The organism is Ramlibacter sp. Leaf400, assembly GCF_001424545.1.
Classification (GTDB): Bacteria; Pseudomonadota; Gammaproteobacteria; order Burkholderiales; family Burkholderiaceae_C; genus Ramlibacter.
This window is the reverse complement of the sequence record NZ_LMQL01000014.1, coordinates 124,972-138,084: the sequence shown is the minus strand read 5'-3', so window position 1 is coordinate 138,084 and position 13,113 is coordinate 124,972. Positions and strand designations below refer to the sequence as shown.

Genomic DNA, 13,113 nt, shown 5'->3' with positions numbered 1-13,113 from the left:
CGCGCAGCCCAGCACTTATGTTCGACGCCCAACAAAAGGAGACAACGAAATGAAGCGACGAGTCCTCTGCCAGGCCGCGGCACTGCTGGCGGCCACCGGATTCGCGGCCGGGGCGGCCGCGCAGGAGACCAGCCTGCGGCTGGTGAGCGCCTTCGCCGAGAACGGCATCTACGTGCAGCGCCTCTTGCCCTGGGTGCAGAAGTTCAACGCCGAGGGCAAGGGCGTCCTGCAGATCAACTTCATCGGCGGGCCCAAGGCCATCCCGACCTTCGAGGTGGGCAACGCGGTCAAGACCGGCGTGGTGGACATGGCGCTGGCGACCGGCGCGTTCTACACGAACGTCATGCCCGAGGCCGACTTCCTCAAGCTCACCCAGGTCCCGGTGGCCGAGCAGCGCAAGAACGGCGCTTTCGATGCCATCAACAAGGTGTGGAACGAGAAGGGCAACATGCAGTACCTGGCGCGGATGGTGGAGAACCAGCCGTTCCACATCTACACCAACAAGAAGGTCGACAAGCCCGACCTGTCGGGCCAGAAGATCCGCATCACGCCCGTGTACCGCGAGTTCTTCCAGTCGCTCAACGCCAACGTGGTGACCACCGCGCCCGGCGAGGTCTACACCGCCCTGGAGCGCGGCGTGGTCGACGGCTACGGCTGGCCGATCGGCGGCATCTTCGACCTGAACTGGCAGGAAAAGACCAAGTTCCGCATCGACCCCGGGTTCTACGACGCCGAGGTCTCGCTCATCATGAACCTGCCGGCGTTCAAGAAGCTCACGCAGCCCCAGCGCGACTACCTGCAAAAGCAGCTGCTCGCGCTGGAGTCGCAGAACAGCTTCTGGGCCCGCTACACCACCGAGGAGATGGCCCGCCAGCAGAAGGCCGGCATCGAGACCATCAAGTTCGATCCCGCCACCGCCAAGGCCTTCGTCGACAAGGCCTACCAGGTCGGCTGGGCCAATGCCGAGAAGCAGAGCCCCGAGATCGCCGGGCGCTTCAAGCCGCTGTTCGCACCCAAGTGACCGGGCGCGCCTCCCACGCGTTCGGCCGGCTGCTGGCCGCCCTGGCCCTGGGCGGCTGCGCGGTGATGTTCGCCATGATGCTGGTCATCGTGGCGGACGTCGCGCTGCGCAACATCGCCGTGCCCGGCCTGCCGCGCGGGGTGGAGTGGAGCAACGAGGTCTCGGAGCTGATGCTCTACCTCACCACCATGCTGGTGGCGCCCTGGCTGCTGCGCCAGGGCCAGCACATCCGGGTCGACATCGTCCTCACGGCGCTGCCGCCGCGGCTGGCCTGGTACCTCGAATGGGTGGGCGACGCCATCGGCCTGGCCTGCTGCCTGTTCATGACCTGGTACGGCGCCCGCGCCGCGCTGGCCAGCTGGCGCGAGGGCGCGCTCAACATCAAGACGCTGGTGACGCCGGAGTGGTGGTCGCTGGCGCCGCTGCCCATCACCTTCCTGCTGCTGTCGATCGAGATGCTGTTCCGCATGAAGCGCCTGCACGAAGGCGAGCGCGCCCCGCGGCGCGACGCGGTGAGCGCGGCGTGAGGAAGGTCCCATCATGAGCGACTGGGTCCTCGCCGCCTGGATGATGCTGGGCGGCTCCACGCTGCTTCTGTTCATCGGCATGCCGGTGGCGCTGACGTTCATCACGGTGAACATCGTCGGCGCGTGGCTGTACATGGGCGGCGAGCCCGGGCTGGCGCAGCTGGCCCGCAGCAGCGTGGGCTCGGTCACCGCGTTCTCGCTCACGCCCATACCGCTGTTCGTGCTGATGGGCGAGGTGCTCTTCCACACCGGCCTGGCCCTCAAGGTCATCGAAGGCATCGAGCGGCTGATCCGCCGACTGCCGGGGCGGCTGGCCGTGGTGGCCGTGGTGGCCGGCACCGTGTTCTCCGCCATCTCCGGCTCCACCATCGCCACCACGGCCATGCTGGGCTCGCTGCTGCTGCCGGTGATGCTGGCGCGCGGCTACGCTCCCACGCTGGCCACCGGGCCGATCATGGCCATCGGCGCGGTGGACATGCTGATCCCGCCTTCGGCGCTCACGGTGCTGCTGGGCTCGCTGTCCGGCATCTCGATCTCCAAGCTGCTGATCGGCGGCGTGCTGCCCGGGGTGGTCCTGTCGGCCGCCTTCGTGCTGTGGATCGTGCTGCGCGTGCGGCTCACGCCCTCGCTGGCGCCGGCGACCGAGGACCATCCGGAGTACACCGGCTGGGCCCGCTGGAAGCCCTTCTTCGGCTACGTGCTGCCCACGCTGTCGATCTTCGGCGTGGTGGTGGGCGCGCTGGCCGGCGGCTGGGCGACGCCCACCGAATGCGCGGCCCTGGGCGCCTTCGCGACGCTGGTGCTGGCCCTGGCCTACCGCGCACTCACGTTCGATGCGCTGCTCAAGGCGCTCAAGGGCACGGCGGGCATCTCGGGGATGATCCTGTTCATCATCCTGGGCGCCACCACCTTCGCGCAGATCCTGTCGTTCTCCGGCGCGAGCAACGGGCTGGTCCAGCTGATCACGGGGCAGGGCTGGTCCACGCCGATGATCGTGGCCGGCATGATGCTGATGCTGATCTTCCTGGGCATCTTCGTGGACCAGGTCAGCATGATGATGATCACGCTGCCAATCTTCATGCCCATCGTGCAGCGCCTGGGGATCGATCCGATCTGGTTCGGCGTGATGTTCCTGATCTGCATGCAGCTGGGCCTGCTGCTGCCGCCGCACGGGTTGCTGCTGATGACCATGCGCGGTGTCGCACCGCCCGAGGTCACCATGGTGCACATCTTCAAGGCGGTGGTGCCCTATGTCGTGATGAGCCTGGTGCTGCTCGCGGCGGTGTTCTGGCTGCCGGCCATCGCGACCTGGCTGCCCGCGCGGTTCGGCTAGCGCAAGGACGAGCCAGCGCGCGTCCAGGCGACAACCACCGGGGCCGCGATGCGCCGCCGGCCTACGGGGCGGTCGCGTGCGGAACGGCAAGCTGCGATCCATGCCCGGACATTCCATCGCTCCCCGATGAGCCCGTCGAGCGAGGTGCCGTCCGCTTCGGCCGTGACCGAGAGCCTGGTGGCCATCGGCCGCTGGCTGCAATCGGGCGGCTACGACTTCACCACCGTCAGCCCCGCCACGCACGCGCGCGTGAACGCCCGTCCCGAAGCGCGGCTCGCGCGCGATCTGCGCGACGTGTTCGGCTGGAGCCGCCCGTTCCAGGGCGAGCTGCTGCCCGCCCACGTTCTGGCCACGTTGCGCGGCAGCGGGCTGGTGCAGGAACAGGCCGATGGCCTGCTGCGAAGCCGCGTGCGCTTCTCGACGCTGGACGGGCGCCTCTACGCCCATTCCGCCTATCCGACCACCGATGAAGACGCGGTCTTCTTCGGCCCCGACACCTACCGTTTCGCCGCCTGGATCGCGGACGAACTGGCGCGCGAGCCGGTGGCGGGCGCGGGCGGTGGAAGCCCGCGCCTCCTCGACCTGGGTTGCGGCGGCGGGCCGGGCGGTCTGGTCGCCGCCCAGGCCTGCGCGGACGCCCACCCCGCGCTGGTGCTGGCCGACATCAACCCCCGCGCGCTGCAATTCGCCCGCGCGAACGCGGCCCTGGCCGATGCGCAGGACGTCGTCTTCGCGCAGGGCGACCTCTACGCCGCGGTGGAAGGCGCGTTCGACCTGATCGTCTCGAACCCGCCCTACCTCAACGACGCCGCGCAGCGCACCTACCGCCACGGCGGCGGCGAGTGGGGCGAGGGCCTGTCCGAGCGCATCGTGCGCGAGGGCCTGGAGCGGCTCGCGCCAGGCGGCCGCCTGCTGCTCTACACCGGCGCCGCCATGGTCGATGCCCGTGACCCGCTGCTGGAGTCGCTGCGGCCCGCGCTGGAGAAGAAAGGCTGGCGCTGGCGCTACCGTGAGCTGGACCCCGACGTGTTCGGCGAGGAGCTCTCGGAACCCGCCTATGCGCGGGCCGAGCGCATCGCCGCCGTCGCGCTGTCCGTGCGCCGGCCCTGAGGTTCTCCTGCGCTGGCGTAGGAGCCTGCGCACGGCCCTGCGCGCCCGCTCCCGATACCGGGGGCTCCCTGCGAGCGGCACAGTGGGGACTCCGACAACGAGAACGAATCCCCTCCATGTACATAGGTCGCCAGGAATGGCAGCAGCTGCAGGCCGGCACTTCGGTGCGCCCGGTTCCCGCCGCCCCCACGTCGCTGGCCTCGCTCTATCGAAGGCTGCAAGCGGGCACCCCCGACGCGCCCACGCGGGCCGAGGCCGAGGCCTTCCTGCGCGGGGAGATCGACGCCCTCGCGGCCGCGCCCCACGACCTGCCGGATTCGCCGGACGGCCTGCTGGGCTGGATGGAAGCCAACACGCAGTCGGTGCACGAACGCTACGCCGCCTACCTGCAGGAGCGCCGCGCCGGCGCCCCGCGCCGTTTCTTCACGAACCGCGCGCACGCCCTCTACGTGCTGCGCTCGATCGCGCCCACCAAGCTGGTGGACGGCGCCTGGCTCTATGGCCTGGTGCAGCACTGGCGCAACCCGCGCCTGGCCGACCTTGTGCGCACCTATGTCGAGGAGCTGGGCGAGGGCGCCCTGGACAAGAACCACGTGGTGCTCTATCGCGCCCTGCTGGCGCGCCATGCGCTCGATCCGCTGGACGACCTGGACGACGACCTGTACCGGCAGGGCCTGATCCAGCTGGCGCTGGGCTGGAACGCCGAGAGCTTCCTGCCCGAGGTGGCCGGCTTCAACCTGGCCTACGAGCAGCTGCCCCTGCACCTGCTGATCACGGCCTACGAGCTGAACGAGCTGGGCCTCGATCCCTACTACTTCACGCTGCACGTCACCGTCGACAACCCCGACAGCGGCCATGCGCGGCGCGCCTGTCAGGCCGTGCTGGACCTGGTGCCGCGGCTGGACGACGGCGGCGAGTTCTGGCGTCGCGTGCAGAACGGCGCGCGGCTGGCCGATGCGGGCCTGGGCACGACCGCCGTGATCCAGGGCTTCGACATCGACCAGGAGGTGCTTCGCATCCTGCGGCACAAGGCCCGCGCCGGCAGTGGCGCGCATTCGGACTACTGCCGAGTGGCAGGGCGCAACGTCAACGAATGGCTGTCCGAGCCGCAGCAGCTGCCCGACTTCCTGCAGGCCCTGCAGCAGGCCGGCTGGATCCGGCGCGGCGAGCCGGCCGAGAACAGCCGCTTCTGGAAGCTGCTGCAGGGTGAGCGCGCCGAGATGTTCGGCGTGTTCTCTTCCTACGAGCTGCAGGTGGTCCACGACTGGCTGCGTGGCGACGCGAGCGCCGACGGCCAGCCCTACACCGAGTGCGCGCCGCCCGAAGGCGCGCGCCGGCGCCCGACTTTCCGTGCGGCGTTGCGCAACGGGATGGTGGGGACGGGCGCCGCCGGCGATGCCACGGGCCTGATGGACCCCGACCTGGACGTGTTCACGGCAAAGTACTCGCAGGCGACGGACGACGAACAGCGGCATGCCCTGTGCGTCGAGGCCATGTCCCCCGCCGCGCACTGGACGCCGGCGGGGCTGGAAGCCACCCGCCGGTTCTGGCAGTCGATGACGGGCTAGTCGCCGGCCTTGCGAGGGGCCGGCAGCGGCACCATCACCGGCTGGCCCAGCGTGGTGCAGCCGGTGTCGCAGCAACGCCCCGGCTGCCGGTTCTTCGTGATGGCCCGCCCTTCCTGGGCCAGCACGCCGCGCTCGAGCAGCCGCTCGACCAGGTCCACCTTGCTGCCCACCGGGTAGTGGCGCCAGATCTCCTGCTTCATCGCGGCCGGCGAGCCGCCGCCATGCAGGCTGATGAGCGAATACCAGCCGCCCTGGTAGGACGCGGTGAGGTCCTCGATGAAGCGCGCCACCTCGATGCGCTTGTCGTACGGCACCGAGGGGTTGGCGCGCAGCACCTCGGCCAGCGTGGCGCTGGTGGCCGGGTTGTGGTCCTCGTCCGGGCCGGGCAGGGCGACGATCAGGCCGCCGGACACCTCGTGCGCCAGCCGGTGCATGTCGTAGATCTGGGTGGCCAGCAGCAGCTTGCCGATGTTGCTGAACACCGGCTCGGGCATGAAGTTGCCGCTGAGCGGGTCGGGCGTGCCGTAGACGCTCGCCGCCACGCCGCAGGCGTAGAAGCCCTCGGTGATCTTGATCAGCTCCACCATGGGCTCGCGCAGGTTGGATTTCTCGCCCGGGTCGAACCCGTTGGCCTCGCACATCAGCGCGCCGGCGCCGATCAGGAGGTCGCCGAAGCCGGCGCGCGCCGCGATGCAGCTGTGGCGGTGGTGCGTGGCGTAGCTGTAGGTGAGCACCTGGCTGTGCTCCCACTCGCCTTCGTAGAACACGCGTTCCCAGGGCACGAACACGCGGTCGAACACCACCACCGCGGTGGACTGCCCGTACTTGCGCGAGAACAGGGCGCTGCCGTGCTCCAGCTTCTCGCCGGGCCGGCCCGCGGGCCGCGAGACGATGGTGATGCCCCTGGCATCCACCGGCAGCGCGCAGCAGACGGCGAAATCGCGGTCCGCTTCGACCATGTTGCGGCTGGGCATGACCAGCAACTCGTGCATGTAGGGCGCGCCGGTCACGATGGCCTTGGTGCCGCTGACCACGATGCCCCTGGCGTTGCGCTCGACCACGTGCACGTAGGTGTCGGGGTTGGCCTGCTGGTGGGGCCGCTTGCTGCGGTCGCCCTTGGCGTCCGTCATCGCGATGCCCAGGGTGAGGTCCTCGTCCTGGAAGCGCTCCAGGTAGGCCTGGAAGCGCGAGCGGTGCTCGTTGCCGCCGCGCGCGTCGTCGATGCGGGCGGTCACCTGGGCCAGCGCGTTGAGCGCGTCGTGCGCCAGGTAGCGCTGCGCGCAGCCGGTCTCCTGGCAGAGCAGCCGCACCGCTTCGAGCTTGTTCAGCAGGTCGCCGGCCGAGTCGTTGAGGTGCAGCATGCGGTTGACGACGCGGCTGCGCGAGGCCTGCGTGGCCAGGGCGACCGGCGCGTAGTCCGGGTTGCGGGCGAAGTCGTAGGTGTAGGCCAGGGCGTTCACGCCCGGCTGCAGCGCGGGATCGTCGACCACGCTGTCGACCCGGCGGCCATCGACGTACACGGTGGGCTTGAGGCGCCGCAGCGACTCGCGATAGTCGTCGCCGCTCATCAGCGGCGCGCGGGTCGGGGCGGTGTCGGAGATGTTCATGGGGCGCTCCTGGAGCCAGCGGGGATGATCCGTCATTCCCGCATCCCCGCGTCATTCCCGCGGAGGCGGGAATCCAGGGCTTCCGACTTCAACCCACTACGGCAGGCGCACCGCGCTGGATTCCCGCCTTCGCGGGAATGACGGCTATGACGGCTATGACGGCTATGACGGCTATGACGGTTATGTCGGTTATGTCGGTTATGCCGAGGCCTGGTGCGCCAGCGGCAGCCGGAAGCGGAACGTCGCCCCGCGCCCCGTTCCCTCGCTCTGCGCCCGGATGCTGCCGCCGTGCATGTGCACCAGCGCGCGCGCCAGCGCCAGACCCACCCCCAGGCCGCTGTCGGCCGTCGCGGGCTGGGCGCCTTCCACCTGCGTGAACAGCTCGAAGATGTGCTCCAGCTCCTGCGGCTCGATGCCGCGGCCGCTGTCCTGCACGGCCACTTCCACATCGCGCCCCACGCGCCGGGTGGACACGTGGATCTCGCCGCCTTCGGGGGTGTACTTGGCGGCATTGACCAGCAGGTTCTGCAGCACCTGCGCCAGGCGAGTGGCGTCGCCGTCGACCACCAGCCGCTCGGGCGGGTGCTGCAGCACCAGCTCGTGGCGGCGCGCCTCGATCAGCGGCCGCACCGTCTCGATGCTGCGGGTGACCACGTCACCCATGTCCACCAGCTCGCGCCGCAGCTTGATCTTGCCGGTGGCCAGGCGCGAGACGTCCAGCAGGTCGTCCACCAGCCGCGTGAGCTGCGAGACCTGGCGGTCGACGATGTCGCGCAGCCGGCGCACCTGCGGCGGCACCTGCTCGTCGATCTTCTGCAGGATGGTGACGGCGTTGCGGATGGGCGCGAGCGGATTGCGCAGCTCGTGCGCCAGCATGGCCAGGAACTCGTTGGTGCGCTGGGTCGAGCGCTCCAGGTCCTCCAGCCGGCGCAGCAGCGAGAGGTCCTGCGTGACCTTGGCGAAGCCCAGCAGCTGGCCGTCGCGGCGGTACACGGCCGTGACCACCACCTTGCCCCAGAAGCGGCTGCCGTCCTTGCGCACCCGCCAGCCCTGGTCTTCGAAGCGGCCGTGGGCGCGGGCCTGCGCCAGTTCGCGCTCGGGCTTGCCGGCCAGGCGATCCTCGGGCGAGAAGAAGACGCTGAAGTGCTGGCCGACGATCTCGCTGCCGGTGTAGCCGTTGATGAGTTCGGCCCCGCGGTTCCAGCTCTGGATGAGGCCGTTCTCGTCGAGCATGAAGACGGCGTGGTCGGAGATGCTGTCGACCAGCAGGCGCAGCCTTTCCTCGCCGGCGCTGAGCTCTTCCTCGTGGCGGCGCCGCTCGGTCAGGTCGCGCGTGACCTTGGCGAAGCCGGCCAGCTCACCCGTCGCGGGGTCGCGCAGCGCGGTGATCACCACGTTGGCCCAGAAGCGCGAACCATCCTTGCGGATGCGCCAGCCCTCGTCCTCGAAGCGGCCATCGGCCGTGGCACGGCGCAGCTCTTCGTCGGGCCAGCCGCGCGCCACCGCGTCGGGCGGGTAGAAGACGGAGAAGTGCCGGCCCACGATCTCCTCGCGCGTCCAGCCCTTGAGCTTCTGCGCGCCACTGTTCCAGGACGAGACCCGCCCGTCCGTGTCGAGCACGAAGATGCCGTAGTCGACCACGGCCTCGACCAGGAGCTGCAGCCGCTGCTCGATGGGCATGTCGGACGAGGAAGGGGTGGTTTCGGCCAAGTCGGGTTGGTTTTTGGTGGGACCCAAATTATGAGGCGCGGATGTAAATGGCTGAGCTCTACCGCAGGTGTCGGCCTTGCCTCGTGCCAAGCGCCGCTGCCGTCCTACGACTCATCAGCAACCGGGGCGCGAGCATCCAGGGTCCAGGAGCCCGCCATGAAGGAAGAGCGCACCGATGAGCCCGCCACTGCCGACGATCCGGTCGAGGCGGCGCGCTCGGCCGGGCTGAAGTACGTCACGGACGAGGACCCGGGCCTGCGGCGCGAGCCCGACGGCGAGGGCTTCCGCTACCTGCGCACCAACGGCTTGCCGGTGCGCGACGACAACGAGGTCCAGCGCATCCGCAAGCTGGCGATCCCGCCCGCCTGGACCGACGTCTGGATCTGCCCGTCGGCCGACGGCCACCTGCAGGCGACCGGCCGCGACGCCCGCGGCCGCAAGCAGTACCGCTACCACCCGCGTTTTCGCGAAGTACGGGAAGAGACCAAGTACGGGCACATGCTGGAGTTCGCCAGGGCGCTGCCCGGGCTGCGCGCCCGCGTGGCCGAGCACATGGCGCTTCGCGGCCTGCCGCGCGAGAAGGTGCTGGCCACGGTCGTGCACCTGCTGGAGACCACGCTGATCCGCGTGGGCAACGACGACTACGCGCGCGACAACCGCAGCTACGGGCTGACCACCCTGCGCAACCGGCATGTGGCGATCGACGGCTCGCAGCTGCGCTTCGAATTCAAGGGAAAGAGCGGCAAGACTTGGCGCCTGCAGGTGCAGAACCGCCGCGTCGCCAGGGTGGTGCGCGCGTGCCAGGAGCTGCCGGGCCAGCGGCTCTTCCAGTACCGGGACGAGGACGGCGAGCTGCGCGAGGTGACCTCCTCGGACGTCAACGACTACCTGCGCGAGATAGGCGGCCGGGACATCACCGCCAAGGACTTCCGCACCTGGGCCGGCACCGTCATGGCGGCGCTGGCGCTGCAGGAGGTGGAGCGGGTGGACACCCAGGCGGCGATGAAGAAGAACGTCCGCGCCGCCGTCGAGCGGGTCGCCGCGCGGCTGGGCAACACGCCGGCGATCTGCCGCAAATGCTACGTGCACCCGGAGATCTTCGCGGCCCATGCCGAAGGCGAACTGCTGCTGGAGGTCGGCCGCGAGGCCGAGCGGGAACTGCGCGGGCCGGCGGCGCTCAATCCCGAGGAGTCCGCCGTGCTGTCCCTGCTGCAGGGCCGGCTGGAGCGGACGCTGGAAGGCCAGCTCGGCAAGAGCCTGGTCGCGTTGCAGGAAAGGAAGAAGCCGGCGCGCAGCGCCGCACGACGTGGCCGCCGCAAGGCGACTGCCGAGTCCACCGGATGACCCGTGAACAGATATTTACCAAGCTCGACCGGTAAATCGGCGTGCATTTCTCACGGCTGGCTTGTTGGGGCGTCGCCCGGCCGCAAATAATTTGCCTCGGCCGCAGCGTGCGGCACAGGAGGCATCCCACGATGATCCCGGCACCCGTCCCGAGCGAATCCCGATTCGACTCGCTCACACGGGCGCCCACACACATCGTGTGGATCACGGACGGCGAAGGCCATTTCACCGCGCCGCAGTCGACCTGGTCGGCCTATACCGGCCAGGCCTGGGAAGACCACCGCGCCCTCGGCTGGCAGAAGGCCATCCACCCCGACGACCTGGACGGCCTGTGGAAGGGCTGGCTCATGGCCCGCGCCCAAGGCTCGCTCTTCGTCGCCGAAGGCCGCCTGTGGCATGCGCAGAGCGGCCGCTGGCGCCACATCGAAGTGCGCGCCGTGCCCAACACCGACGCGCAGGGCCACATCAGCGAATGGATCGGCACCTGCATCGACGTGCACGAGCGCCGCACCGCCGAGCAGGCGCTGCGGGTGGCCGACCGCCGCAAGGACGAGTTCATGGCGGTGCTGGCGCACGAGCTTCGCAACCCGCTCGCGCCGATCCGCAACGCCGTGCACGTGCTCAAGGTCTGCCGCGACGACGACAGCCGCTCGGCCTGGGCCCGCAGCATCATCGAGCGCCAGGTCGACCAGATGTCGCGGCTGCTCGACGACCTGCTGGACGTCACCCGCATCGCGCGCGGCAAGCTCGAGGTGCGGCGCGAGCGCGTGGACCTGGCCGACCCGCTGGAGCGCGCCATCGAGACCAGCCGGCCGATCCTGGACGCGCACGGCCACCGCTTCCAGGCGCAGCTGCCCGACCAGCCGCTGCTGGTCGAGGGCGACGCACCACGGCTGGCCCAGGTGTTCGCCAACCTGCTGAACAACGCCGCCAAGTACACCGACCGCGGCGGCGACATCCGGCTGGTCGCGGGCGTGGAGGACGGCCAGGCCGTGGTCCGCGTGAGCGACACCGGCATGGGCATCGAGGCGTCGATGCTGCCCAACCTCTTTCGCATGTACTCGCAGGCCGGGCCGGCGCGCGAGCGGGCCCAGGGCGGGCTGGGCATCGGGCTGTCGCTGGTGCGTGGCCTGGTGGAGATGCACGGCGGCTCGGTCGAGGCGCATTCCGAAGGCGTGGGGCGCGGCAGCGAGTTCGTGGTGCGCATGCCCCTGCTGCACGCCATCGCGCCGGTGCCGCGCCCGCCGGAGCGCGAGCCCACCAGCCTCCACCTGCGCGTGCTGGTGGCCGACGACAACCACGATGCCGCGCAGACGATGTCGGTGCTGCTGGAGGTGCTGGGCCACGAGGTGCGCATGGCGGTCGACGGCCAGGAGGCGGTGGACACCGCGGCCGCGTTCCTGCCCGACGTGGTGCTGCTGGACATCGGCATGCCGCGCATGGACGGCTACACGGCCGCGCGCCGCATCCGCGAGAAGGTGCCGGCGGCGATGCTGATCGCCGTCACCGGCTGGGGCCGGCGCGAGGACATGCGCGAGGCCGCCGCCGCCGGGTTCGACCACCACCTGGTCAAGCCGGTGCATCCGGAGCAGCTCGCCAAGCTGCTGGCCACCGTGCTGCAGAACCCGCCGGCTCCGCAGCCGGCGGCGGGTACGGCCGGTACGGCCGGTACGGCCGGTACGCCGCTCTAGCGCTCCGGCGCCCGGCCCGGCGGGTCGCCGTGGCGCTGGTCGTCATTCACTGGGGCGGGATGTCACGCGCGGCCCCCGCCGCGACGGGCTTGGGGCTCGCGACTCCGCCCGGCAGGTCGGGCTCCTGCCGCGCCGGGATGGCTTCGGTCCACTGCGCCACGTCCTCGGGCGTCATCGTGCTGGCCGGCGTGAGCCGCCCATCGACGTAGCCGAGCTGTTCGACGTCGTGCAGGTACTGCTCGCGCGACAGCAGCGTGCCGGCGCAGATGTGCGGGTCCTGCTCGGGCACCTGCCGGCTCTCGACGGCCAGCCGGGTCAGCAGCTGGTCCATCACCCAGGCGGGGATGCGGTGGCGCTCGCCGGGGTAGATGAAGCCGAACAGCGTCAGGTGGGCCAGCAGCACGCGCCAGTTGGGGCCGAAGCGGTCGATCATGGCCGCCCAGTCCAGCCGCTCGGCGTTGACCTGCAGCAGGTGCGCGATGTCGGCGCCGTCGTAGCGCTCGCGTTCCATGATGAAGGCCTTGGACAGCAGGCTGTCCTCCATGTTGGCCACGCGCACCGGCACGCCCAGCACGTCCGCCTCGGGGTTGTCGTGGAACCAGCGCCCGTCCACCGGCGTGACGCCGTTGCCCGAGTTGAAGATGAGGTCGATGAAGTCCGAGCCCGCGTAGACCTTGGCCAGCCAGTGCGGGTAGGTCAGCTCGGGGCGCCAGCCCTCGGCCTGCATCAGCCCGGCCACGCGCTCGTAGTCCTCCCGCCGGATGAACAGGTCCAGGTCCTTGGTGGATCGGCGGATGCCGGTGTAGCAGGCGTGCGCGAAGGCGCCGCCCACGAGGAAGGGCACGCCGGCGTCCGCCAGCACTGTCAAGGCGCGGCGGTAGAACGCGGCGGTCTCGGGCAGAACCTCTTCCTCCAGGGAAGGTGCGAGCGGGGTGGCGGACATTCGATAACCTCCGTGCTGCGCACTGCGGTACGAGCCGCTTCGGGCGGCCGGCCTCGGCTCATGCGACTCCAGGGTTGCGGCGGGCTCGCCGAAAGAGTCAAGTCAGCGTAATCGCGGCGCCCGGCTGCGCCACTGGCGCGCAGGCTCCAGCAAGCGTCGGCCTGCGCCTACAGATCGCGACGGCGGATGGACATGGCCCCCGCCGGCGTGGCACGGCAGCATGACCGGGTCTTCCCTCCTGCCTCGACCGCCGACCCTT

Annotated in this window: 10 protein-coding genes and 1 pseudogene; 7 read left to right on the top strand and 4 right to left on the bottom strand. The window is 70.4% G+C overall.

The features are described from left to right. Window positions 1-49: 49 nt before the first annotated feature. The 5 genes from dctP (at window position 50) to ASG30_RS20730 (ending at window position 5,559) form a co-directional block, all read left to right on the top strand. Entirely contained in the window at window positions 50-1,021 is a 972-nt protein-coding gene (gene dctP, locus ASG30_RS20750) for a TRAP transporter substrate-binding protein DctP (RefSeq protein WP_055901574.1), read from the top strand. After that, window positions 1,018-1,548 (top strand): TRAP transporter small permease, encoded by a 531-nt coding sequence (locus ASG30_RS20745; protein WP_235579859.1) that lies wholly within the window; start codon window positions 1,018-1,020, stop codon window positions 1,546-1,548. Before dctP ends, ASG30_RS20745 begins: the two co-directional genes overlap by 4 nt. A gap of 13 nt (window positions 1,549-1,561) precedes the next feature. Then, on the top strand, window positions 1,562-2,881 hold the full coding sequence (locus tag ASG30_RS20740) for a TRAP transporter large permease (RefSeq protein WP_055901567.1): 1,320 nt from the start codon (window positions 1,562-1,564) through the stop codon (window positions 2,879-2,881). A 126-nt stretch (window positions 2,882-3,007) separates the two neighbouring features. Further along, window positions 3,008-3,991: a methyltransferase gene (locus tag ASG30_RS20735; protein WP_055901564.1), complete on the top strand. Its 984-nt coding sequence runs from the start codon at window positions 3,008-3,010 to the stop codon at window positions 3,989-3,991. Window positions 3,992-4,107: 116 nt separating this feature from the next. After that, window positions 4,108-5,559 carry an iron-containing redox enzyme family protein gene (locus ASG30_RS20730; RefSeq protein ID WP_055901560.1) on the top strand — a complete coding sequence of 484 codons (1,452 nt, stop codon included), beginning with the start codon at window positions 4,108-4,110 and terminating at the stop codon, window positions 5,557-5,559. Here the strand turns inward: ASG30_RS20730 and ASG30_RS20725 are convergent. The 3 genes and pseudogenes from ASG30_RS20725 to ASG30_RS23240 all read right to left on the bottom strand — a co-directional run. Next, window positions 5,556-7,166 carry a 4-hydroxyphenylacetate 3-hydroxylase family protein gene (locus ASG30_RS20725; protein WP_055901557.1) on the bottom strand — a complete coding sequence of 537 codons (1,611 nt, stop codon included), beginning with the start codon at window positions 7,164-7,166 and terminating at the stop codon, window positions 5,556-5,558. The genes ASG30_RS20730 and ASG30_RS20725 overlap by 4 nt on opposite strands. A 198-nt stretch (window positions 7,167-7,364) precedes the next feature. Continuing rightward, window positions 7,365-7,829, bottom strand: a complete 465-nt coding sequence (locus ASG30_RS23245; RefSeq protein ID WP_442965698.1) for a sensor histidine kinase — start codon at window positions 7,827-7,829, stop codon at window positions 7,365-7,367. 45 nt (window positions 7,830-7,874) lie between these two features. After that, a pseudogene (locus ASG30_RS23240) lies at window positions 7,875-8,846 on the bottom strand (PAS domain-containing sensor histidine kinase); the annotation flags it as partial. 186 nt (window positions 8,847-9,032) lie between these two features. On the opposite strand from ASG30_RS23240, the gene ASG30_RS20715 reads away from it, so the two are divergent. Together ASG30_RS20715 and ASG30_RS20710 are read left to right on the top strand one after the other, a co-directional pair. Further along, complete coding sequence (locus ASG30_RS20715; protein WP_055901555.1) at window positions 9,033-10,220, top strand: DNA topoisomerase IB; 1,188 nt, start codon at window positions 9,033-9,035, stop codon at window positions 10,218-10,220. Window positions 10,221-10,351: 131 nt separating this feature from the next. Continuing rightward, window positions 10,352-11,911 carry a hybrid sensor histidine kinase/response regulator gene (locus ASG30_RS20710; protein ID WP_055901553.1) on the top strand — a complete coding sequence of 520 codons (1,560 nt, stop codon included), beginning with the start codon at window positions 10,352-10,354 and terminating at the stop codon, window positions 11,909-11,911. A 46-nt stretch (window positions 11,912-11,957) separates the two neighbouring features. Here the strand turns inward: ASG30_RS20710 and ASG30_RS20705 are convergent, their stop codons facing one another. Further along, window positions 11,958-12,854, bottom strand: a complete 897-nt coding sequence (locus ASG30_RS20705) for a nucleotidyltransferase (RefSeq protein ID WP_082522236.1) — start codon at window positions 12,852-12,854, stop codon at window positions 11,958-11,960. Window positions 12,855-13,113: the final 259 nt, after the last annotated feature.

Coding starts and splice junctions, on each gene's coding strand:
- dctP (WP_055901574.1), top strand. CDS start 50: ATGAAGCGACGAGTCCTCTGCCAGGCCGCGGCACTGCTGGCGGCCACC.
- ASG30_RS20740 (WP_055901567.1), top strand. CDS start 1,562: ATGAGCGACTGGGTCCTCGCCGCCTGGATGATGCTGGGCGGCTCCACG.
- ASG30_RS20735 (WP_055901564.1), top strand. CDS start 3,008: ATGAGCCCGTCGAGCGAGGTGCCGTCCGCTTCGGCCGTGACCGAGAGC.
- ASG30_RS20730 (WP_055901560.1), top strand. CDS start 4,108: ATGTACATAGGTCGCCAGGAATGGCAGCAGCTGCAGGCCGGCACTTCG.
- ASG30_RS20725 (WP_055901557.1), bottom strand. CDS start 7,166: ATGAACATCTCCGACACCGCCCCGACCCGCGCGCCGCTGATGAGCGGC.
- ASG30_RS23245 (WP_442965698.1), bottom strand. CDS start 7,829: ATGGGTGACGTGGTCACCCGCAGCATCGAGACGGTGCGGCCGCTGATC.
- ASG30_RS20715 (WP_055901555.1), top strand. CDS start 9,033: ATGAAGGAAGAGCGCACCGATGAGCCCGCCACTGCCGACGATCCGGTC.
- ASG30_RS20710 (WP_055901553.1), top strand. CDS start 10,352: ATGATCCCGGCACCCGTCCCGAGCGAATCCCGATTCGACTCGCTCACA.
- ASG30_RS20705 (WP_082522236.1), bottom strand. CDS start 12,854: ATGTCCGCCACCCCGCTCGCACCTTCCCTGGAGGAAGAGGTTCTGCCC.